20 protein-coding genes and 1 tRNA gene are annotated in these 21,024 nt (G+C 69.9%); 12 read left to right on the plus strand and 9 right to left on the minus strand.

Translation table 11 applies throughout. The features are described 5' to 3' along the window. The first annotated feature begins 157 nt into the window (after positions 1-157). The 5 genes from AC1DS4_RS15065 to AC1DS4_RS15085 are packed head-to-tail and all read left to right on the plus strand — an operon-like array spanning position 158 to position 4,117. Positions 158-1,414, plus strand: coding sequence for a hypothetical protein (locus AC1DS4_RS15065; RefSeq protein WP_477633123.1), 1,257 nt, complete (start codon positions 158-160; stop codon positions 1,412-1,414). Next, the gene (locus AC1DS4_RS15070) at positions 1,414-1,869 is read left to right on the plus strand and encodes a hypothetical protein (protein ID WP_477614541.1); all 456 of its coding nucleotides are present in this window, start codon (positions 1,414-1,416) and stop codon (positions 1,867-1,869) included. Before AC1DS4_RS15065 ends, AC1DS4_RS15070 begins: the two co-directional genes overlap by 1 nt. A gap of 7 nt (positions 1,870-1,876) precedes the next feature. Then, the gene (locus tag AC1DS4_RS15075) at positions 1,877-2,638 is read left to right on the plus strand and encodes a hypothetical protein (protein ID WP_477633124.1); all 762 of its coding nucleotides are present in this window, start codon (positions 1,877-1,879) and stop codon (positions 2,636-2,638) included. A 5-nt stretch (positions 2,639-2,643) separates the two neighbouring features. Next, a complete protein-coding gene (locus tag AC1DS4_RS15080) occupies positions 2,644-3,393 on the plus strand; it encodes a hypothetical protein (protein WP_477633125.1) in 750 nt (249 codons plus the stop codon). A gap of 13 nt (positions 3,394-3,406) precedes the next feature. Beyond that, a complete protein-coding gene (locus AC1DS4_RS15085; protein ID WP_477633126.1) occupies positions 3,407-4,117 on the plus strand; it encodes a hypothetical protein in 711 nt (236 codons plus the stop codon). Here the strand turns inward: AC1DS4_RS15085 and AC1DS4_RS15090 are convergent. Continuing rightward, positions 4,065-5,198 (minus strand): NAD-dependent epimerase/dehydratase family protein, encoded by a 1,134-nt coding sequence (locus AC1DS4_RS15090; protein WP_477633127.1) that lies wholly within the window; start codon positions 5,196-5,198, stop codon positions 4,065-4,067. The two genes, AC1DS4_RS15085 and AC1DS4_RS15090, sit on opposite strands and share 53 nt — an antisense overlap. Next, positions 5,195-7,174, minus strand: a complete 1,980-nt coding sequence (locus AC1DS4_RS15095; RefSeq protein ID WP_477633128.1) for a DUF362 domain-containing protein — start codon at positions 7,172-7,174, stop codon at positions 5,195-5,197. Before AC1DS4_RS15095 ends, AC1DS4_RS15090 begins: the two co-directional genes overlap by 4 nt. Before the next feature lie 58 nt (positions 7,175-7,232). On the opposite strand from AC1DS4_RS15095, the gene AC1DS4_RS15100 reads away from it, so the two are divergent. Continuing rightward, the gene (locus tag AC1DS4_RS15100) at positions 7,233-7,481 is read left to right on the plus strand and encodes a DUF2630 family protein (protein WP_477614547.1); all 249 of its coding nucleotides are present in this window, start codon (positions 7,233-7,235) and stop codon (positions 7,479-7,481) included. A 100-nt stretch (positions 7,482-7,581) separates the two neighbouring features. Further along, positions 7,582-7,731: a hypothetical protein gene (locus AC1DS4_RS15105; protein ID WP_477614548.1), complete on the plus strand. Its 150-nt coding sequence runs from the start codon at positions 7,582-7,584 to the stop codon at positions 7,729-7,731. A gap of 2 nt (positions 7,732-7,733) precedes the next feature. Here the strand turns inward: AC1DS4_RS15105 and AC1DS4_RS15110 are convergent, their stop codons facing one another. Together AC1DS4_RS15110 and AC1DS4_RS15115 are read right to left on the minus strand one after the other, a co-directional pair. Then, complete coding sequence (locus tag AC1DS4_RS15110) at positions 7,734-8,384, minus strand: MBL fold metallo-hydrolase (RefSeq protein ID WP_477633129.1); 651 nt, start codon at positions 8,382-8,384, stop codon at positions 7,734-7,736. A gap of 19 nt (positions 8,385-8,403) precedes the next feature. Continuing rightward, positions 8,404-8,919, minus strand: coding sequence for a DUF6328 family protein (locus tag AC1DS4_RS15115; RefSeq protein WP_477614550.1), 516 nt, complete (start codon positions 8,917-8,919; stop codon positions 8,404-8,406). Positions 8,920-9,088: 169 nt separating this feature from the next. On the opposite strand from AC1DS4_RS15115, the gene AC1DS4_RS15120 reads away from it, so the two are divergent. Next, positions 9,089-9,358, plus strand: coding sequence for a DUF7218 family protein (locus AC1DS4_RS15120; RefSeq protein ID WP_477614551.1), 270 nt, complete (start codon positions 9,089-9,091; stop codon positions 9,356-9,358). Between the two features lie 208 nt (positions 9,359-9,566). Here AC1DS4_RS15120 and AC1DS4_RS15125 read toward each other — a convergent pair whose 3' ends face one another. Next, the gene (locus AC1DS4_RS15125) at positions 9,567-13,109 is read right to left on the minus strand and encodes a S8 family serine peptidase (protein WP_477646065.1); all 3,543 of its coding nucleotides are present in this window, start codon (positions 13,107-13,109) and stop codon (positions 9,567-9,569) included. Between the two features lie 213 nt (positions 13,110-13,322). On the opposite strand from AC1DS4_RS15125, the gene AC1DS4_RS15130 reads away from it, so the two are divergent. After that, positions 13,323-13,523 (plus strand): hypothetical protein, encoded by a 201-nt coding sequence (locus AC1DS4_RS15130; RefSeq protein ID WP_477614554.1) that lies wholly within the window; start codon positions 13,323-13,325, stop codon positions 13,521-13,523. A 139-nt stretch (positions 13,524-13,662) separates the two neighbouring features. Further along, positions 13,663-15,411 (plus strand): S8 family serine peptidase, encoded by a 1,749-nt coding sequence (locus AC1DS4_RS15135; protein ID WP_477633132.1) that lies wholly within the window; start codon positions 13,663-13,665, stop codon positions 15,409-15,411. Here AC1DS4_RS15135 and AC1DS4_RS15140 read toward each other — a convergent pair. The 3 genes from AC1DS4_RS15140 to AC1DS4_RS15150 all read right to left on the minus strand — a co-directional run bounded on the left by AC1DS4_RS15140 (position 15,386) and on the right by AC1DS4_RS15150 (position 17,301). Next, positions 15,386-15,988, minus strand: coding sequence for a dihydrofolate reductase family protein (locus AC1DS4_RS15140; RefSeq protein WP_477646066.1), 603 nt, complete (start codon positions 15,986-15,988; stop codon positions 15,386-15,388). The genes AC1DS4_RS15135 and AC1DS4_RS15140 overlap by 26 nt on opposite strands. A gap of 197 nt (positions 15,989-16,185) precedes the next feature. Beyond that, positions 16,186-16,262 (minus strand) — tRNA-Pro (locus AC1DS4_RS15145). A 103-nt stretch (positions 16,263-16,365) separates the two neighbouring features. Beyond that, entirely contained in the window at positions 16,366-17,301 is a 936-nt protein-coding gene (locus AC1DS4_RS15150) for a metallophosphoesterase (RefSeq protein ID WP_477614557.1), read from the minus strand. 110 nt (positions 17,302-17,411) lie between these two features. Between AC1DS4_RS15150 and AC1DS4_RS15155 the strand changes: the two genes are divergently transcribed. Beyond that, positions 17,412-17,876, plus strand: a complete 465-nt coding sequence (locus AC1DS4_RS15155; RefSeq protein WP_477614558.1) for a GatB/YqeY domain-containing protein — start codon at positions 17,412-17,414, stop codon at positions 17,874-17,876. A 76-nt stretch (positions 17,877-17,952) separates the two neighbouring features. Here the strand turns inward: AC1DS4_RS15155 and AC1DS4_RS15160 are convergent, their stop codons facing one another. Continuing rightward, positions 17,953-20,394, minus strand: coding sequence for a transglycosylase domain-containing protein (locus AC1DS4_RS15160; RefSeq protein ID WP_477614559.1), 2,442 nt, complete (start codon positions 20,392-20,394; stop codon positions 17,953-17,955). A gap of 271 nt (positions 20,395-20,665) precedes the next feature. On the opposite strand from AC1DS4_RS15160, the gene AC1DS4_RS15165 reads away from it, so the two are divergent. After that, the gene (locus AC1DS4_RS15165; protein WP_477614560.1) at positions 20,666-21,001 is read left to right on the plus strand and encodes a WhiB family transcriptional regulator; all 336 of its coding nucleotides are present in this window, start codon (positions 20,666-20,668) and stop codon (positions 20,999-21,001) included. Positions 21,002-21,024: the final 23 nt, after the last annotated feature.

The following is a 21,024-nucleotide window of genomic DNA, read 5'->3' on the forward strand; positions in this document are numbered from 1 at the left end:
ACCGGTCATTCCGACATTACGGGCATCCTGGTGTGGGTGGACCCGGTTGGTCTCACTGGGTGGCCCTTGGGCCCTTTCGAGGCCGTTGGACCCCGAGTACGGTGAAAGCGGCGGTCCGCCGGGGTCCGTCGGGTACTCGAGTAGGCCGGGGCTGCCTGTGCGGACCTACCCATACGCGTTTCACGTCGCCCTCGACGGCAACGGACTGAACGGTCTCGAGGGCAGGGCTGGCGTGTGCCTGTTCCACTACGACCCGGTGACCGGGGACCATGCCTACAAGGTCACCTACTTCGCAGGCGCCTCGGGCGGTCACGCGCCCAGCGTGGACCCGAGCAGGCGGATCGGCTTCCTGGGCAACACCGGCCAGCACCTGCTCTTCTACGACCTCGCGACGCTGGAGGAGGCCGACCGGGTCTCGACCCTGCGCTTCGAGGTCCCCGACACCACCATCAAGGGCAGCACCCACGTCGTCTGGCTGGACGACACCCAGTTCGTCACCTCGATCGGCGAGCACCTCTGGAAGCTCGACGTGAACCGGCTGACCAAGGCCGAGCAGATCGCGCCGCACGGGCTGAAGATCCCCCACGCCATGAAACGGACCGCCTCCGGTCGGTACATCATCTACGGCGGGATGGACCACCCGACCCGGGGTGAGGCCAAGGAGGTCGGCATCCTCGACACGGTCACGGGGGAGGTTCGCCGGATCGTGCTGCCCACGACCTGCTGGCACGTGGTCTGCCACCCGGTCCTCGACGTCTTCTACGCAATCTCCTTCAGGGTCAATGCTGCTGACCGCTCCGACTGGGAGCACTGGGGGATGGCCTGGCTCCGGCAGTACGCCTTCGAGATCGACGCCGAGGACGGCCGCATCGTGCGCCACTGGGCGGCCGACCGCGACCTGCCGGCCCACATCAACTCCGACGTGACGATCTCCGACTCCGAGCTCATCTTCTGCACCGGCGGCAGCCACACCGTGGTCTTCGTCGACCTGCTCACGCTGAGCCAGCACCGGCTCATCGACGAGCACCCGGGGGCGTTGGAGAGCCTCGCGCTCACCCGCCAGTCGGCCACGACCTTGGCCGAGTCGGTCATGCGGGGCAACTTCTTCAGCAACTCCCAGCTGTATGCCGAGTCGTTGCGAGTCAGCCGTGGCGCCCTGGTCGACGGGATCTACGCCTGCCAGCTCTCGGCCGACCAGACCCTGCTGTTCACCGCGAACCGCGGGCAGAACCACATCACCGTCTACGACTACCCGTCCCTGGAGGTCCGCGACCGGATCGTCATGCCCGAGCTCCAGGAGTTCGACTCGCGGTTGGGGGCCTGGGGCGACCCCCGGTTGGGCTTCCACCACTCCTACCTCGTCAGTCCCGACGCCCCCTCGTCCGATGCACACCGTCCCGCAGGAGCACTCTGATGGCCGACTACTCGATCGACACCACCGTCTTCGGCGGGAACACGTTCAGCTCCGACGTCACCGCGGACGTGACCTCGACCCTGACCGGGCTGGACAAGATGAACCTCACCCTCGCCGGGGGCACCACCAACACGAACAACGGCGAGAACACCGTCCACACCGACTCGACGATCACCCTCCAACCCGTCACGCTCGAACCCGTCACGACGACGTCGACCGTCAACACCACCTCGAGCGTGGACTCCACGTCCTCGGTCGACCTCAAGCCCGTGGCGGTGGACACCTGCGTCCGGCTCGAGCTGGGTCCCCCGCCGGCGACCGAGGTCTGCATGCCGTACGAACAGACCTGGGGCTGGACGGTGCTCGGACTGGAGCTCTTCGCGATCACGGTGCGCGGCAGCACCACGACGCACATCCGGCCCGAGCACCACGGTCCCGTCGTGATCGACCTGTGAGCCCTCCATGACGACCGCCCGACGCAAGCCGACAAAGGCCACCGCCGCGACCAAGGCGACCACCGCCGCGACCAAGGCGACCACCGCCGCGACCAAGGCGGCCGCCGGGACCAAGGCGGCCGCGGGCGCGACGCGCGCTCCCGCGAAGAAGCCAGCCGTGGACACCATCGTCCTGACCGGGCCGCCGAGCCTGGTGCGCGCCACGGTCTCGGTCGAGAACGCCGTCGACCAACGGGTCGCCGTCCGGGGACTGACCCTGCACCGCACTGGTCGAGCGGCCCTGACCGGGTCTGGCGCCGCGGTCATCGCGCCCGGCGCCACGGCCGACCTGCCGGTGTCGTTCCGGCTCGATCCGGACACCCCACCGGGCGAGTACGCCGCGGAGGTCGAGGTCGGGGGCATCCGCCGGGAAGCGGTGCTCCGGGTCGAGGCCGACCTCTCGATGCACGTCTCGCCGCGCCGCGTCCTCGCCGAGGTGGGAGCGAACGCGCTCACCCTGACCGTCACCAACGACGGCAACATCACCATCCCCCTTGCCTCGGTCGTGCGCGCTCACACCGACGACGGCAGCCCGGACCCCGACGCCGGTCCAGACGTCACCCTGACGCTGACTGCTGCGGCGACCTTGGCACCCGGTAGCACGACCGTCCTCGAGGGCCACCTCACGGTGCCTGAGGAGCTCGACCCGACCAGGCGGCATACCGCACGGATCCCTGTCGGCACAGCCGATCTCGACGTCATCATCCTGCCCCGCGACCCATCGGAGTGATCAGCATGAGCACGACCGCACCCGAGTACCTCACCACCCTCCGCGACGGGTTCGCCGGCGCCGTGCAGCAGTGGATGGACCAGTCGACCGCGGCCTGGGACCAGTGGTCACAGGCCTGGTCGCCGGTGGTGGCCGCCGCCGGCCTGGGTATGCCGGGTGCTCCCGGCGGCGCACGCGGTCACCAGCACGAGGGTCACCACCACGGCGAGAGGGACTGCGGCGCGAAGGACTGTGGGTGTCACGACAGTTGTGGGTGCGGCGACGCGTGCGACTGCTGCGTACCGGAGGCCGATGTCGTCGTGCATGCCAGGGCTGGTGAGGTGCGGGTGGTGCCCTTCCGGCTGCACAATCCGTGGCGCCGGGAGCGCGAGGTGTCCCTGGAGATCGGGCCATGGCACCGCTGCTCGGGCGACGACCTCCAGATCCGCGCCGAGCTGGAGGAGAAGAAGCTCGTCCTGGGGCCGTGTGAGGACCGGGTCGTCCGGTTGCTCCTCTCGACCCGTGGCCCAGCCGACGACGGCTCGTCGAACACCAAGGACACCAAGGAGGGCAGGGGCGCGACAGCCACGCTCGATGTCGCCGGTGACGTCACGGTCGCGAGGACGAGACGGGCGACCGACGTGGACTCGTGCGCCAGCGCCTACGCGGACGTCCGCTTCGAGGGGTGCGCCCGGTCGCAGCGCGTGGCCGTCGTGGTGCTCCCCGCGGACTGCGACGCCGTCGAGGTCGGGTGTGACTGCGGATGCTGCTGCTGACAGGAGGACCGAGATGACCGACTCGAAGAACACCGCCGCTGCGGACGAGACCCTGGCGCGCATCACCGAGCTCGCCCGACAAGCCCTTCAGGCCCAGGCGGCCCTCGCCAAGCAGTCCCTCGAGCTGGGGCGGGCCACCCTGTCCGGCGACGTGGACCGGTCGTCGACGAGCCGGGCCTACCTCGACGCCGTGAGTCGCGAGGGTGCGCGCTACTGGCGGGAGGCCGGCGCGCTCGGCTTCGACTACGCGAGTGACCTGATGGCGCTGGGCACTCGGAGCGCGGCCCGGATCATCAGCGACGCCACGACGGCCGGTGCTGGCTCCCGGACGCGCCGAGGGGCCGCGGAGACCCGCAACGGCGCAGCCCCGCCGGCACCCCCGCACGACGAGGACGACGGGGTGCGGCGGGCGCGGGTGCTCCTGCGGGCCGCAGTCGGGCAGACCGCGCAGTCCTCGGTCACGGTCGTGAACCGCCACCCGCGCGCGCGTCGAGTCGAGCTAGAGCCGAGCGAGCTGCGTGACGCCACCGGCACCGTGGTGGCGGTGACCCTGACCGTCGACCCCGACCGGGTCACGATCCCTGCCGGCGGTGAGTACCAGGTGCGGATCGAGGCAAACCTCGACGAGGACGTGGTCCAGCCGGGTGAGCAGTACGTCGGGCGGGTGGAGGTCAGCGGCGGCGACGAGGCCACGCTGGAGGTGACCGTCGAGGTCGCGGACTGAGGTCGCTCGTACCCGCCAGGGGGGCCGCCACCAGCTCTCGGGCGGCGCGCACCTCCGGGTGCAGCCGCAGGCCCTCTCGCGCCCACCTCGGCAGGTCGGGGCTGACGGCCAACCACGCCAAGGAGGCGGCGACGGCGGCGCGAGCCGGTCGCGCGGCATACCCGAGGTCCTGCGCCTTGGCCGAGGTGTACCAGTAGAACCGGCCGACCGTGGAGGCCTCCTCGCGCGTGGTCAGCGGGGTCTCGTCGCGCAGCCCGGCCCACCACTCGGCGGCGGCGGACAGGGCCCACGCGCTCCCGGCGGGCATCTCGGCGAACGGTCCGGGCAGCCCCGCCAGGTCGGAGACGAGCGCGTGCAGCATCCGCCAGCCGAGGTCCTCGCCGCCGAGGAGGTAGCGCTCGCCGGCGACGCCGCGCTCGAGCAGCGCGACGTGTCCGGCGCCGACGTCGCGCGCGTCGACCACGTTGCAGCCACCCGCGAAGGTGCTGCGGGTGGGGTCGAGGAGGTAGCGCAGCACGATGGCATTGCTGGGTGCCAGGCGGGTGAACGGCCCGCCGAGCACGACGGTCGGCAGGGCCAGCACCACCGGTAGGCCGAGGCGTTGCCCGGTCTCCAGCGCCACCTCCTCCTGGGCGACCTTGCTGGCGTAGTAGGCGGGTGCCGGCTCGGTGCCGAGGTGGTCGTGTTCCGACCTCGCCCGAGGGAGCAGGCTCGAACCGCACGTGACCGACGAAGTGGTCACGACGACGCGGGAGACTCCCGCCGCGGCGGCTGCATGCAGGACGGCGCTGGTGCCCTCGGTGTTCACCTGCTCGACCTCGCCCGCGCGCGCCGCCCCGAAGGCGTAGACAGCGGCGCAGTGGACCAGGCCGTCGCAGCCGCGCAGCGCTCGGGTGAGGGATGCGCTGTCCGTGAGGGCCGCCGCGGCCCTCGACACCGGGTGTCCGCCGATCCGGAGGGTCGCCTCGCGCCGCTCGGGGTCGGGCCTGGTGACGGCCAGGACCTCGTGACCGGCCGCGAGCGCGGCGCTCGCCACCTGTCCGCCGACCATGCCCGTGGCGCCCGTGATCGCGACCTTCACCGGTGCCCCCTGACGTGCCGGAAGCCTTGGGAGTCCACGTCGTCGACGGCTGACCCGCCCGTGCCCGGTCCGCTGCGCCCGGCCGCAGTCGCGGGATCTCCACGGTCGGTCGTGTCTCCCAGCCACTGGCTGACGGCGCCGAGCAGCAGGTCGAGGGACTGCGTGAGCAACGGCTCGGTGGGGTCCATCGCTGGGCGCCCGATGCGGAACTCGCGTCCCTCGAAGCATGCCTCGAGGTTGTCGAACGTCGTGGTGAAGAACCTCCGGTAGGCCTCCTCGAGGAGTGGGTTGCGCAGCTCTGGCAGTGCCGCCAGGTCCACCCCGGCCCAAGCGTTGGGGAGGGCGAACAGCTGTCGGCCACGCACGACAGCGTGCGTGCCTGACGTGGTGCGGCTGAACGTCAGGCTGCCGTCGTCGAACTCGGCAGAACCGTTGGGGCTCTTGACAGTTCGCCACGTGAGCCGGTGCCAGTCGGCGCTTCGTTCGACGAGCTCGATCTTGCAGACGTCGATCGGTTCGCCGCCCCAGGCGGCAAGGTAGTTGGGCTGGGGAAGGTAGAGGTTGCGCTCGGCCTGTCTGGTGCGAGCCACGGCGGCCTTCTCCGATCCGCCGGCCGGACTCGACAGGACGACCCGTCGGCCACCCAGGTAGTCGGCCATCAGGCTGATCCCGGCCGCCACGTCCACGCGGGCGACGAACTCGTCGAAGTCGGCCCGGATGTCGCGCCCCACCTCGAAGACCGTGGCGCCGTCCACGAGCCGCCAGCGCATCCCGTCGGCGTTGTCCGGCACGCCGTCGAGCAGGGCCTCGAACGGTGCGACCAAGGCCGGGAGTCCGTCGAAGTCCGCCTCCTCGTATGCCGCGAGGTCGAAGCCCAGCGGCACCTCCCGGCGGTCGACGGTCGCCTTGTCCGCGCCGGTCGCCCAGGCGAGCGTCCCCTGTCGCAGGGTGGCGACGCCACCGAGGATCGTCGTGAGGGGCAGGTGTCCCACGGTGTCGTCCGCCGCGCCCACGAGCGGGGTCAGCACGGCTCGCACGGTGGAGAGCACCGGATCGGGAGGTCGCGCCCCCTCGTCCGGACCGCCGGTGGCCGCGCTCAGCACTCGCGCCAGTCGCGGCTCGGCAGCGACCGATCGCGCGGCGGCGCGGGCGAGGGGGTGCGTCGTGTGCGCACCGGCGAGGGGCGCCAGCAGCCCCTCGGTGCGGCCCGCCGGGGCGCCATGGGCCAGGATCGACCTCTCCATCAGGCCTGACGCGGAGCGGTCCAGCCCGAGCAGGGCGGCACACGCGCTGTCGGCGGCGAGCACGTCGGTCGCGATCACGATCACGTTGCTGTCGATGACCCGCGGGAGTCGGGCGCCGTCCGGTCCCACGCTGGCGGACAGGGCATCCACGACCGCGAGGGTGGGGGGTAGGTGCGCGAGCAGGTCGGCCGCGACGTCGCCGGGATCTGCGCCGGCGACCTCCGGTGCCGCACCCAGCAGCGTGGCCAGGCACGCGGCATACCCGTGCACGAGGTCGGTGACGGCCCGGGCGAGCACCACCCGCGCACCGGCCTCGGCCCACAGGCGCGAGACCTGGTGACCGGCCAGCACACTCGTGTCGGGCACCGGCGCCTCGACGAGCGCTGCGCCGAGGTCGACCACGTCATAGGACCGGCCCCGCGACGTGCGGCCCTGCAGGCCGGCCCGGCGCGCGAGGTCGGCCACCGAGTGGTGCCCGCGGTCGCGGTCGTAGGCATGCAGGCTGGTGCCGACCGTCACCGGCGCGCATCCCCGATCGTGCAGCAGGTCGACCACCGCGTGGACCGCGACGGCACTCACGGGGGTCGGCTGGCAGAGGCGGGCGAGGACGAGGGCGGGTCCCTGCCAAGAGGCGTCCAGCCGGCGGGCGGCGGTGGCCAGGGCGTCGACGTCCCCGCCCCTGACCACGATGCAGGCCAGCGGATCCCGGCTCGGCACGCCCAGCGGTGCCACGCGTCAATGAAACCAGCGCGTCCTCGCCACCGACAGTGGGCGGTGCCATAGTGAGCGGGTGGCCGACGACATCGACATCCAGCAGCACATCAGGGGACTCATCGACGAGGAGCACGGGCTCCGGAGCAGCCTGGGCGCCGGCGAGATCAGCGTCGAGGAGGAGAACCAGCGGCTTCGCACCATCGAGGTCGAGCTGGACCAGTGCTGGGACCTGCTTCGTCAGCGACGGGCCAAGCGCGAGTTCGGGGACGACCCGGCCAGCGCCGAGGTGCGAGACGCCGGCACGGTGGAGAACTACCGGGGCTGAGGCCCGCAGCCACCCGGTGGGCGGCGTGGCTGACTGGACATATCGGGTGGGCGTCCTACTCTCGAAGCAGGCCGGTTCCCAACCCCGAGGGGGTGCGCCCATGCGCACAGCACTCGCCCACCTGCACGTCCCCCACCACGAGACCAAGTGGTGGCTCAGCCACAGCGCCGCTGCCATCGCCGTCGCAGTCCTGCTCGTCTACGCGGCTGCGGTCCTGCTCGTCATCGCCGGCGTGCTGCTCTTCACCTGACCTCACCAGCCTCGTTCGACCCACTCCTGCAGGTGGGGTAGCTCCCTGCCGATGACGGTCGAGTCCCCGTGCCCGGGAAGGACCACGGTGTCCTCGGGCAGGCTGAACAGCCTGCGCACCGACTCGATGATCGTGGCGAAGTCGCTGTAGTCGTGCCGCGTCGCGCCGGGCCCGCCCGGGAACAGGGTGTCGCCGGTGAAGACGACCCCGAGCGAGGGTGCGTGGAAGCAGCACGACCCGGGCGTGTGGCCCGGCGTGTGGAGGACGTGCAGCTCCACGTCGCCGACCGTCAGCGCCTGGCCGTCGGCCAGCTCGCGGTCCGGCGTCACCGGATAGAGCTCGTCCCACAGGAACCGGTCCCGTGGATGCAGGTATGCCGGGGCGCGGGTGCCGTCGCAGACCTCACCGACCGCATCGAGGTGGTCGAAGTGACCGTGGGTGACGAGGACGCCCTGAACCCGCTGCTCGCGCGGGATCGACTTCACGATGGCGCGGCCGTCGTGGCCGGCGTCGATGACCAGGCACTCCGAGTCGTCGCCGATGACCCACGTGTTGTTCTCGAGGGTGAGCGCGCCCTCGGGTCGGTCGAAGGTGCCTGCGGTGACGACGCGCTGGATGCGCACGCCGCCCGGGGAAGGTGCGATGTCCGGCATACCCTCATCCTCGCGCACCTCAGGTGTGGTCACCCGCGGAGGCCCGTCGCCCGGAGGCCTGGTCGCGGCGCAGCAGCCCCAGGGGCAGCACCAGCCAGTTCACGAGGAAGAGCAGGAGGATGGCAGTCGCGGCGGTGACCGCCCCGCCCGTGCCGGTGACGACGTCGAAGATGACGAAGGCCACGGTGCTGACCGCGAGGGCGAGGGCGACCAGGCCGATGCGCGCGCAGACGTGGGCGATGGCGACGAGGGTGGCCTTCTCACGCCTGCGGAACAACAGGCGGTGGGAGGCAACCGGAGCGACGAGGAACGCCGTGGCCACCACCGTGAGGCAGAACGCGACGAGGTAGACCGTCCGGTCGACGTCCTCGATCTCGGTGAACCGCTGCTGGAACGGCAGGGTCAGCAGGAAGCCCGCCAAGATCTGCACACCGGTCTGCACGACGCGCAGCTCCTGGAGCAGCTCGTCCCAGTTGCGGTCGAGCCTCTCCTCTGGGGTCTCGTGGCGCCCACGGTTGAGAGTGTCCTCGGTCATGGTCCACATGTACCTCACAGGTGCCGGTCCAAACCACCACCACAGCAAAGCTCGTCACCCGATCCGGCCCAGGAGGGGTTTGGGGTGGCGGTCGGTGGGCACGAGGCTGAGCGTGGAAGTCGCCCGGTCGGAGTCCCCGACCGGCGCCTCGACGGATCAGGAGGTTGTCATGCCGCAACGCAAGCCAGGGCCGTCCGTGAAGGACCCGGAGATGTACGAAGCACTGCGCGACGACGGTGCCAGCAAGGAGAAGGCCGCCCGCATCTCCAACGCCGCTGCCAACTCGTCCCGCTCCGCGGTCGGGAAGAAGGGCGGGAAGAGTGGTGACTACGACGACTGGACCAAGGACCAGCTGATGAAGCGTGCGAGGGAGATCGGTATCGACGGTCGGTCCTCCATGTCGAAGGCCGAGCTGGTCAACGCCCTGCGCAGCCACTGAGTGACGGGAGTCCTGCACGGGGGATGATGGGAGCGTGAGGATGCGGATGGTCATCTCGGGGTGCCTGCTGCTGGCGGTCACGGGCTGCAGCGCGGCCGGGGACACCCCTGCGCTGGGCCCGACTTCGACCACCCCAGTGTCGACCACCCCAGTGTCGACCACCCCAGCGTCGACCACCCCAGCGTCGACCACCCCAGCGTCGTCGTCCTCAGCGTCGTCGGCCTCGTCCTCGCCGTCCTCTTTCACCGAGGACCTCACTGTCACCTCTCCCGCGGGCCGGGGGCGAGTGATCACGGTCGCCGGCACGGTGGTCGAGGGGGTGGGGGCCGGCTGCCTGCTGTTGGGCGAGGGCGAAGGCTTGTGGCTCCTGGTGGGTCACACGGCGGGGCTGGCGGCCGGTGACACGGTCACCCTGCGGGGCACCGCGGTGAACGGGATGGCGACCACCTGCCAACAGGGCCGGCCGCTCTGGGTGGACGAGGTGCTGGAGCGCTGACTTTCCGTGGGCCGGGTGCTCGGGCACGCGGCATACCGGCGAGAAAGCACTGGACCCCGCAGCCACGATGGCTGGGGGGTGCTGGCCCGAGACCGGCGCCGAGGCAGCGGGGGCGAGGTCGAGGGCGGTCGCGGGGACCGTCAACGAACCCAGCGCCGGGCTGAAGAACACGTCGAGGTAGTCGTACTGGGTGCTGCCGCTCGGCACGGCGTAACCGTCGACCCGCACGGTGTAGGTGGCCGCCACCGGGTTGGTGATGGTCACCGACTCCTCGGAGTCGCCGTCGGCCTGCTGGGCGACGATCGCGCCGCCGCGCAGGACGAACAGGTCGAGGTCGGCGCCCTGGTCGGACGGCCGCCCGATCGTTGCCGTGAGGCGAGTGGCGCCCGCGGGCACGACGACCTGGAACTCCTTCACCTCGTGGTTGGCGATCGTGTTGCGGCCGGAGACCGCGCTGCCGAGGACCCCACCCTGAGGCGTGGCACTGACCTGGCCGAACTGGTTCGTCACCGTCCACGACACGGGAGCCGGCTGGCCCGCCGTCACCGAGGCGAGGGTCTGGGACGCCGGGTCGACGACCACACCCTGGACCGCGGCGGCGATGGTGAACGGGTTGGCGAGGGTCGGCGTGGTGCGCCGGGCCTCGACCTCCAGCTCCCAGATGCCGGGAAGCGGGTTGGCATAGCTCCGTGAGGTGCTGTTGCACGACGGGTCGCTGAAGTTGGTGAAGCACACCAGCGACGACGTCGACTCGACCGGAACGCCATACGGGTTGAAGGCGATCCAGCGAACCTGGCCACCTGCCTGCACACCGCTCAGGTTGACCTGCAGGGCCTTGGCGCCCTGCGGGACCGTCACGAAGACCTTCTTGGTGAGGTTGCGCTCGACGGAGTCGGACGTGGACTTCGCGTAGGACGGTGCCGCCAGGTCCTGCGAGAGGACCACGGTGAGCAGCACGCGCTGGTCGACGACCTTGGTCGCCGGGTCGTCGATCTCCAGGATCGCCGAGTGCGTACCCGGGGTGCTCGTGCGGGCCTTCACCGGGATGTCGACCGACTCACCCTTGGGCATCGGACGGCTGGTGGTCGGCAGCGAGAACGTGCCGTCGTTGCCGACGAGGCGCAGGTTGTGCGCCACCCGGCCACCGGTTCCGCTCGTGCGCGTCGCCTTGACGATGTAGGTCTTGGTCTCGCCGGATACCTGGCCGCCGTGCGCTGCGTCGCAGCGGTTGAAGACACCCGGACCCTCTTTGGGCGTCGCGAGGAGGTCCGAGAGCGGCGTGCAGACCGGGGCCGTCGTGGTGATGTCCTGCGCGGACGGCTTGGTCTTGAGCAGCTCCCAGGCTCCGGGGACGTCCACCTGACCCGCGCCCTGCCCGATGGCCTCGACGTTCGTGGCGTAGTCGGCCGAGCTGTAGAGCGAGTCGCGCAGCTGTCGGGTGGTCACGTCCACACCAGTGGCCTTGGCAGCCGACAGGAGCAGTGCCACGCCGCCGGCAGTCTGCGGCGAAGCCATCGACGTGCCGTTGAAGTGCGCGTAGCCCGGAGGCAGCGAGTAGCCGGTCTCGGGGACGGCGCCACCAGGCTGCCAGGTCGGGATCGAGGAGACCGCCGACCCGGGGGCCATGACGTTGGGCTTGAAGCCACCATCCTCACGAGGGCCGCGCGAGGAGTAGTTGTGCAGTGCCAAGGCCGACGAGACCTCCGCGCCGTAGTTGGACAGCCAGGTCTCCTTCGTCACCGAGGAGGCGACGCTGATGACCTTCGTGGCGACCGACGGGTCACCGATCGAGTTGATGCCGGGGCCGCTGTTGCCGGCCGAGATGACCAGCTGGACGCCGCCGTCGATGATGGCGTCGTAGAGCCGGGCCCGGGCGTTGTTGCCGTCGTTGAGGGCAGGCAGGCCACCGATCGACATGTTGATCACGTCGACGCCGCGCTTCTCGGCGAGGTCGACCATGCCGTCGGTCAGCGCGACGGCGGTGCAGCCACCGCCCCACGAGCAGGCGCGGGTCGAGACGATCTTGGCGCCGGGCGCCTGACCGTCCATCGCTCCGCCGAAAAGGCTGTGCCCGGCTGCGATGCCGGCGACGTGGGTGCCGTGGGCGGCCTCCACGACGCCGATGTTGACGAAGTCGGCCTTCTGGCCGGGCAGGCCCGCGGGGGCAAGGTCGACGTCCTCGCGGTACTCGACGGTGAAGGGCATCGACTCGGCGATCGCCGTGGCCGGGTTGTCCGTGCCGAAGTGGCCGACGTCGAAGTGCTCCTTGTAGGGCCGCATCTTCTCGGCGGCGGAGAACGTCTGGTCCTGGTTGGCGTCGACCCAGATGTCGTGGGTGGTCTCGTTGTACAGGATGCCCCAGCGGTCGGTCTTGTCACCGTCGCGGTTGAAGTCACCGGCCGCCTCGTCGTTGGCCGAGATGCTCTCCGCCACGCGCTGGAACTTGTAGGTGCCCTCGGGCGAGGTCCACGTGCCGGCGACGCCGGCCACGGTGAAGCTGGGACCGGTCACGCTCGTGAGCATGGCGCGCCAGGACCCGTCGCTCTCGATCAGCGGGTCGGTGCCCGTCACCCAGTCGACGATCTTGCGCTCGCCGGTGCTGGTGGTCTGCAGGGCCGGGTGGTCCAGGTCGACGCCCGAGTCGATGACACCGATCGTGATGCCCCGCCCGTCCCACGTGGTGTGGGCGTTCTTGAAGGCGATCGAGCCGATGTCGCGGGTCGGCATGTAGGGGTTGTCGTTCGGCGTGCCCGCACCAGGTGCCGGCTGCGGCGCGGCCAGGGCTGCCCCGGCGGGCTGCTCCGCCTCGGGCTTGGGGAGCGGGATCGACTCGTTGAGGTCGACCGCGAGGACGGACGAGGACTTGGCCAGCGCGTCGACCTTGCCGGTCGGCACGCTGGCGCTCACGTAGCCGTACTTGTCGCTGACCTTGGCGACCCAGCCGCCGGCGGCCTTGATGCTCTTGGCGGTTGCGGTGGCCTGCCCCTTGCCGGTGGCGACCATGATGGTCACCCGCGGGGTGCCCTTGTCCTGGGCCCGGGTGAGCAGCTCGCGGTCGTGCTGACCGAGCTTGTCGTTCGCCTTCGGCTTCTTGATCTTGCCCTGGGCCGTTTGGGCCGTGGGGGTCTTGTCATTTCCGGCTACGCGGTCTCCGGGGTCTGCGCCCGCCATGGGGGCGGTTGCTGCTGCGACAAGTCCTGCCGCAGCGATCCCAGCGATCGTCGTGATGCCGCGGCGCGTGATGCGTCCGGTCACGGTGGTGTCCCTTCAGTCATCCTGCAGGTCCTCCTGAGCTGCAGGCGTCGCACCCGGGTTGGCCGGGGGCGAACCGAGTCAGTGTGACCCGAGTTGTGGCCGGCGATATGGGTGGTATGGGTAAATTCTTGGTCAGTAACTGCTGGTCAGCGCCCCGCGCCGACGTGCGTTGCCAGGTGTGACGGTGTGGCGCGCAGCCCCTATCGTCGAGTTGTGTCGACGCGGCGCCAGCGCGGTCAACGCCCCGAGCAGGGGTGGACCGTGGTGGTGGCACTGGTGGCGGTCACGCCACATCTGATGGCCCTCGCTGACGTTCAGGGCTGGGTGGCCACCGCGCTGAGTATCCCCGTCCTCCTGCTCGTGCTCGTGGCCTTCCTGGGTGTCGTCGCGTACGGCATCAGTGGAGGCGGATGACGACGGCGTCGGCCCAGCCGCAGGGGCCCACCACTCCCGGTGCACTGTCCCCCCGCTGCATCTTCCGCCTGGCGTCGAAGGGTCGTAGGTTGCAAATCGTGCGCGACAACGAGGTCGTGACACACGAAGGGAGTTACCCATGCGTAGAGGACGCCTACTCGCCACGGCTACCGCCGGGGCGATGGTTGCGGCCGGAATCACCGGTGCAGTGACCACAGCCTCGGCAGCGACGACGGCGGTCACCGCCGCCGGTGCTGCGGCAAACTACGTGGTCCTGCTCGACGCGGGTGCGTCGACGTCAGCCGTCGCCGCCCAGCTCAGCGCCGCCGGAGCCACCGTCACCCGGGCCAACACCGCGATCGGCCTGATCAGCGTGACGTCACGCGACAGTGCATTCCGCGCCTCCGCCGGCGCCATCTCCGGGGTCAAGGGGGTCGCGTCCGACGTGTCCATCGGCTCCACTCCGCAGGGCGCCGTGTCCAAGGACGCCGTGGAGCGCGAGCACCTCGCCGCCGCCTCGACCACGAAGGGCTCCGGGCAGGCCAAGCACGAGGCGCGCAAGTCCGGCGAGGACCCCCTCGACAACCAGTTGTGGGGCATGGACATGCTGAACCGCTCCGCGGCCCACGCCATCGAGAGCGGCGACAAGCGCGTCACCGTCGGCATCATCGACACCGGTGTGGACGGCAACCACCCGGACCTCAAGGCCAACTTCGACTTCGCCAAGTCGCGGAACTTCACCACGGACATCGTCGGCATCGACGGTCCCTGTGAGTACGCGGGCTGTGTCGACCCTGCTGATGTGGACGACAACGGGCACGGCACGCACGTCGCCGGCACCATCGGCGCGGCCCTCAACGGCCTCGGCGTGAGTGGTGTGGCCCCCGGCGTCACCCTGGTCAACGTCCGCGGCGGCCAGGACAGCGGCTACTTCTTCCTCGGCCCGGTGACCAGTGCGCTCACCTACTCCGGCGACACCGGCATCGACGTCGTCAACATGTCCTTCTACGTCGACCCGTGGCTCTACAACTGCGCCAACGGTGCGCCGCAGGACTCAGCTCCGGCGGTGGCCGACCAGCAGGTCATCATCGAGGGTATGACGCGTGCGCTCAACTACGCGTACGCCCACGGAGTGACGCAGGTCGCGGCCCTGGGCAACGACCACGACAACATCTCGAGCCCGCGGCACGACTTCTCCAGCCCGGACTACGACAACCCGGCCCTCTCCTGGGACAACACGCCCTACGAGCGGACCATCGACAACGCCACCTGCAAGGACCTGCCGGTCGAGGGGCCGCACGTCATCGGCGTCTCCGCACTCGGCCCGTCGGGCAAGAAGTCGGACTACTCCAACTGGGCCACCGACCTCACGTCCGGTGAGCTCGAGGTGTCTGGTCCGGGCGGATGGTTCCGTGACGGCTTCGGCACCCCGACCTACCGCACCAACGGCAACCTGATCCTCTCCACGGCTCCGCTGCACGTGCTCCAGGCCGAGGGTCTGGTCGACGCCGACGGGACCATCAACGAGGACGGCCTGGCAGCGGGCGTCCAGCGTGACTGCGTGACCAAGGGCGCCAACACCGCCTGCGGCTACTACCAGTTCCTGCAGGGCACCTCGATGGCGTCACCGCACGCCGCCGGCGTCGCCGCCCTCGCGGTCAGCGCCCACGGCACCGTGGACGGCAACCGCGGCATGACCATGTCGCCTGACGCAGTGGCCTCGCTCATGATGGCCACCGCCACCAACCACGCCTGCCCGCCGGGCGGCGTGCAGTCCTACCTGCAGGAGGGCCGCTCGGCCGCATACACCGCCACCTGCAACGGCACCGACGACTTCAACGCCTTCTACGGCGCGGGGATCGTCAACGCCCTGGGAGTGGTGCAGTAGCAACGGAGTTCGTCCAACGCGGAAGGCCCCGGCCCAATGGCCGGGGCGCCCCCGACCGGAACTCACGGCGATCCACGAGCTCGAGCTGGATGCGTTCGCGCAGACCGGCGAGCAACGTCGGCCCGTGTCCGGCAAGGACCGGCTGCACCACGAACACGTACTCGTCGATCAGTCCCAGATCTGCCAACGCCAGGGGAAGGGTCACGCCACCCACGAACAGGCCCTCACCCGGCTCCTGCTTGAGCCGCTGAACAGCCGCCCCCAGGTCGCCTCGCACCAGCTCCGCATTCCAGTCGACCCTGCTCAGCGTGCTCGACACCACGTACTTCTTGGTCCGGTCGATGGCCTCGGCGAACGGGATCTGCACCTCGTCCATCCACTCGGGCCACCCGCCCGTGGCCGGCTGCCGCCACGCCGACTCCATCATCTCGTAGGTCACCCGGCCAAAGAGCAGGGCATCGGCTCGTTGTATCTCAGCGGTCCAGTAGCGCATCGACTCCTCGTCGGGTGGGAGCCCTGCCTCGTGGTGGCAGCAGCCGTCGAGGGTGACGTTGATCGAGTAGCGAAGTGGTCTCATCTCGTTGACCTCCCTTGATGCGCGCAGCGCGTTGTCACCGGCGGTCGCAGCCGATGAGAAGTCTCGCAGCCACCTCGGCCTCCGAGGTGGCGGACTTCGAGATCCGTGGAAGCCAGTTGGTCACTCAGGCACGCACTCAGGCACGACAAAGGCCCTCGTCGCGGTGCTGACGGAGGGCCTCTGACCTGCGGTTTTGTTGGTCGGGGTGACAGGATTTGAACCTGCGGCCTCTTCGTCCCGAACGAAGCGCGCTACCAAGCTGCGCCACACCCCGTGGCAATCGCCACCCACGCCAGTTCGACGGGAGCAGCGACAGTGAAGGATAGCCCACCACACCCGGCCGCTCCCAATCGGTATGCCGGCGGCCCGGGGCCTGCTCAGGAGCCGACGGGCACCAGGGTCAGCAGACTGGCTTCCGGGCGGCAGGCGAACCGCACGGGTGCGTAGGGCGAGGTGCCCAGCCCGGCCGACACGTGCAGCCACGCGGCGTCCGCCGGGGCCGCCGAGGAGGGCGCCGAACCTGCCCCAGGCCACCACCGCGAGACCCCCTTGGCGCGGTCGGTCGGCAGGTCGCAGTTGGTCACGAGCGCACCGTGGAACGGCAGCGCGAGCTGCCCACCGTGGGTGTGCCCCGCGATCAGCAGCCGCGCACCGTCGGCCGCCATCGGGTCCAGGACCCGCTGGTACGGCGCGTGCGTGACCCCGATGGTCAGCGCAGCCGAGGTGGATGCGGGTCCGGCGACCGCGGCATACCTGTCCTTGCGGATGTGGGCGTCGTCCGTGCCGACCAGCTCGACCTCGGTGCCCGCCACCGTGAGCGTCGTCCGCACGTTGTCGAGGTCCACCCAGCCACCGTCGCGCAGGCCCGCGCGCAGGTCCTCGATGGGCAGGTGCACCAGGCTGGCCGGCGCCTCCGCGTGGCGCCGCGTGAGGTAGCGAGCGGGATTCTTGGGGACGGGCGCGTAGTAGTCGTTCGAGCCCATGACGAAGACGCCGGGGAACGCGAACAACGGCTCCATCGCGTGCAGCGCCCCCGGAACTGCGTCGAGCGCCGCGAGGTTGTCACCGGAGTTGACGACCAGATCGGGTGACAGCGTCGCGAGCCCACGCACCCACTCGATGCGACGGCGCTGCCGGGGCACGAGGTGCAGGTCGGAGATCTGGAGGATCCGCAGGGGACGAGCGCCCGGAGCCAGGACCGGCACGGTGAACCGGCGCAGCGCGAACCAGTTCCGCTCCACCACGCTCGCATAGCCGACACCGGCCACGCCGAGCGCGGCGACGCCGGCTGCTGCCCCCAGGATCGTGTTCATCGCCGCCATCCTTGCAAACGCCCTGCTCGCACACGAAATGCGTGCAGGCTCCCTGCCTTCACGACGAAACCCCGTAGGTCGGACCACCACCCGCCTGAGAGACTGGCTGCATGACCGAGCAGAGCCTCAAGGCCACCATCCAGAGCGACCTCACCGACGCGATCCGTCAGCGCGACCAGGTGCGTTCGGGCACCCTGCGCCTGGCGCTGACCGCGATCACCAACGAAGAGGTCTCCGGCACCGAAGCCCGTGAGCTCAGCGACGACGAGGTCCTCAAGGTCCTCGCCAAGGAGGCCAAGAAGCGCAAGGAGGCCGCGACTGCCTACGCCGGCGCGGCCCGTCCCGAGCTCGCGGCCAAGGAGGAGGCCGAGCTCCTCGTGCTCGAGGCCTACCTGCCCGCCCAGCTCTCCGACGAGGAGCTCACGACCATCGTCGCCGCTGCCATCGAGCAGACCGGCGCGACCGGTATGCCGCAGCTCGGCCAGGTCATGAAGGTCGCCCAGGGCGTCGTGGCAGGGCGCGCCGACGGCGGCCGCGTGGCCGCTGCCGTCAAGGCCTCACTCACCAAAGCCTGAGGTATGCCGCGGGGCGGGCTCCGCGGCATACCGAACGAACGGGGCCCCTCACCGCTGTGGTGAGGGGCCCCGTTGCTCACTGAGGTGGCGGCGTCTGGCCCGGCCCGGGGCCGGGCTTCCTGGGCTTGGTCGGCTTCGGGTCCGGGGTCTTCGTCGGCTTCGGTATCGGGGCGAAACCGGAGGAGACGTAGAGGCCGACCGTCGACCCGCGGATGGCTGTGCCGCTCGGGTCGGTGTAGACCACCACGCCCTGCGGGAGTCCGCTGTTGGTCAGGCCGGCGATCTGGGCAAGGAAGCCGGCTTCCCTGAGCCGCGCGCTGGCCTCGGCGACCGACATGCCGCTCACGACCGGCACCGCGATGCGATCGCCGTTGAGCACCTTGGTGCTGGGTTCGCCGAACTGGCGCTCGGGCATCCCCTCGGAGGCTCCCAGCATGATCGCCCGCCACGTCGGGGCCGACAGCGTGCCACCGAAGATGTCGCCGTAGCTGCGGTCGCCGAGCGTCAGGTTGCGCAGGCTGGACTGGCTGTCGGGGGTGCCGATCCAGACCGCCGTCGAGAGCTGGGCGGTGTAGCCGATGAACCAGCCCTCGGCGTTGTCCTCCGTGGTTCCGGTCTTGCCCGCGGCGGGCCGGCTGCCGAGGGACGCGCCCTTACCGGTGCCGTCCTTGATGACGCCCTTGAGGAGCTCGGTCGTGCCGCGGGCAATGTCCTTGTCGATGACCTGCTTGCACGGATTGGCACCGATCTTGAGCGGCTTCTTGTCCGCGGTGGTGATCGACAGGATGGGGTTCGGCGGGCAGTACTTGCCGTCCGCGGCGAGCGTCGCGTAGGACGCGGCCAGGGTCAGCGGGGTCGCGTCGGACGAGCCGAGCGTCACGGGGGAGGGGTAGCACTCGATCTGTGCGCCACTGCCCTGGTGCAGCCCCATCGTCGTCATCGTCTTGCGGACGTTCGGCACACCCAGCTTGAGCACCAGTGAGGCGAACGCCGTGTTGACGGACTTCGCGGTGGCGGTTTTGAAGGGGATCGGCTTGCCGCCGATCGACTCGTCGTTGCGGACCTCCCACGGGACCTGGGAGCCACACGACCCTTGCTCCTGGGGGGTGTAGACGGCCGGCCGCTTGGTGTTGGCGTACTTGGACGGGACGGTGCCGTTGACCGACATGCCCTTCTGCAACGCCGTGACGATCGCGTACATCTTGGCGGTGGAGCCGAAGTGCTGGCCGACCGTGCCGCCGTACTTGCGGTCCACGTTGAAGTTCACCTGGTTGTAGGAGACGCTGGTGTCCTTGCTGGACCTGGGGAAGCTGGTGTTCTGGACCATGGCCACGATCCGGCCGGTCCCCGGTGCCACGACGCTGGCCGCGGCGCCCACGAACTGCGTCTTGCCACTCTTGGACTTGTCGCCCTTGGCCCGCCGGAGCGCCTTGTTGCCGACCGGCACGCGCTTGGTCAGCTCCTTGAGCGCCATCTTCTGCACGACCGGGTCGAGGGTGGTCTGGATGGTGAGGCCACCGCCGGTGATGTTCTTGATCCGCTCCGGCTCCGACTTGCCGAGGGCGTCCAGGGCGTGGTTGCTGGTGTCCTTGAGGTAGGCCATGACGTAGTTGCAGAAGTACGGCTCGGACGACGCGGCGCAGTTGCTCAGCGGGTTCTTCAGCTTGAGCATCTTGCGGACCGGGATGGCCTTGGCGGCCTTGAGCTCCTTGTCCGTGATGATGTTGAGGGCGCGCATCCGGTCCAGGACGACGTCGCGGCGGGCCTGGGCCTTCTCGGGGTTGTTGCGGGGGTCGGTCTTGCCCGGGTTCTGGACGAGGCCGGCCAGCAGGGCTGCCTGGGGGAGGTTGAGCTTCTTGGCACTGACGCTGAAGTAGTGCTGGGCTGCGGCTTCGATGCCGTACGCCAGGTCCCCGTAGTAGGCCAGGTTGAGGTAGCCCTGCAGGATCTGGTCCTTGGTCATCTCCTTCTCCAGGGTGACCGCGTACTTGATCTCCTGCACCTTGCGAGAGGCGCTCTTGCGCACCGCCGCCTGGGCGGCTTCCTCGTCGTTGTTGCGCAGGGCGTTCTCCTGCAGCGTGAGCTTGACGTACTGCTGGGTCAGCGTCGAGGCACCCTGGACGTCACCGCCCTGGGCGTTGGACGCCACCGCGCGGAGGATGCCGCGGGGATCGACGCCACCGTGCTCGTAGAAGCGGCTGTCCTCGATCGCGATCTGCGCCTTCTGCATGATCGGCGCGACGTCCTTGAGGTTGACGATGATCCGGTTCTCCTGCTGGGGAGTCGCCAGGATCCCGCCGCGCGCGTCCTTGATCGTGGACTGCTGCGACAGCTGGGTGGCGGTGAACTCCCCCGGGAGGTCGTCGAACATCTTCACTCCACCGGTGGCCGTGCGGCCCGTGGCGAAGGCTGCGGGGATCAGCAGACCGGCCGCCAAGATGCCCGCAACCATCGCCGTGGCGACGAAGGCTCCGAGCAGGCTGACAACTTTTCCGAGGTCGGTGGCGCGTTCGTGCATGGCCACAGGGTAACTGCCGAACATGGGGTAACCCGGCTCCGGACGACGAGCGCTTCGATTTGCTCCCACTCGTGACGTTTGCCGTGTTTGGCCATCACCCCTCCGTGCAGGGAAGGCATGGTTCGAAATGACTAGTCCCTTTGGCCATCGCAGAACTACACGAATGGGCCATGTCATGAAGGTGCCTTTACTTCCTATCGTTTTCAAACGTCGATACGGACATAAGACGCACTGTGAAGCGTCTGAATCAGCAGTATCTGGAGGCACTGAGATGACCATCGCACCAGCGCGACCGGGCGGACAGGCTGTCGGCACGGCATGGATGGATGACTGGGCGCCCATGGGCTCCTGCTCCAAGTCCGACCCTGATGCCTTGTTCGTCCAGGGGGCCGCGCAGCAGACCGCCAAGGTCGTCTGCCAGCGGTGTCCGGTCATCGCCGAGTGCCTCGCGGACGCCCTCGACAACCGCACCGAGTTCGGCGTCTGGGGCGGGATGACCGAGCGCGAGCGTCGGGCGCTGCTCAAGCGCCGACCCAACATCTCTTCCTGGGCTGCACTGTTCGCCCAGGCCCGCAGCCAGACCCCGGCCGAGGCCGAGAGCGCCTGACTCCCTCACAGCCCGACAAAGTC

The sequence above is a fragment of the Pedococcus sp. P3_C7 genome (genome assembly GCF_056402615.1).

Coding starts and splice junctions, on each gene's coding strand:
- AC1DS4_RS15070 (WP_477614541.1), top strand. CDS start 1,414: ATGGCCGACTACTCGATCGACACCACCGTCTTCGGCGGGAACACGTTC.
- AC1DS4_RS15075 (WP_477633124.1), top strand. CDS start 1,877: ATGACGACCGCCCGACGCAAGCCGACAAAGGCCACCGCCGCGACCAAG.
- AC1DS4_RS15080 (WP_477633125.1), top strand. CDS start 2,644: ATGAGCACGACCGCACCCGAGTACCTCACCACCCTCCGCGACGGGTTC.
- AC1DS4_RS15085 (WP_477633126.1), top strand. CDS start 3,407: ATGACCGACTCGAAGAACACCGCCGCTGCGGACGAGACCCTGGCGCGC.
- AC1DS4_RS15105 (WP_477614548.1), top strand. CDS start 7,582: ATGCGCACAGCACTCGCCCACCTGCACGTCCCCCACCACGAGACCAAG.
- AC1DS4_RS15110 (WP_477633129.1), bottom strand. CDS start 8,384: ATGCCGGACATCGCACCTTCCCCGGGCGGCGTGCGCATCCAGCGCGTC.
- AC1DS4_RS15115 (WP_477614550.1), bottom strand. CDS start 8,919: ATGACCGAGGACACTCTCAACCGTGGGCGCCACGAGACCCCAGAGGAG.
- AC1DS4_RS15120 (WP_477614551.1), top strand. CDS start 9,089: ATGCCGCAACGCAAGCCAGGGCCGTCCGTGAAGGACCCGGAGATGTAC.
- AC1DS4_RS15135 (WP_477633132.1), top strand. CDS start 13,663: ATGCGTAGAGGACGCCTACTCGCCACGGCTACCGCCGGGGCGATGGTT.
- AC1DS4_RS15140 (WP_477646066.1), bottom strand. CDS start 15,988: ATGAGACCACTTCGCTACTCGATCAACGTCACCCTCGACGGCTGCTGC.
- AC1DS4_RS15150 (WP_477614557.1), bottom strand. CDS start 17,301: ATGAACACGATCCTGGGGGCAGCAGCCGGCGTCGCCGCGCTCGGCGTG.
- AC1DS4_RS15155 (WP_477614558.1), top strand. CDS start 17,412: ATGACCGAGCAGAGCCTCAAGGCCACCATCCAGAGCGACCTCACCGAC.
- AC1DS4_RS15160 (WP_477614559.1), bottom strand. CDS start 20,394: ATGCACGAACGCGCCACCGACCTCGGAAAAGTTGTCAGCCTGCTCGGA.
- AC1DS4_RS15165 (WP_477614560.1), top strand. CDS start 20,666: ATGACCATCGCACCAGCGCGACCGGGCGGACAGGCTGTCGGCACGGCA.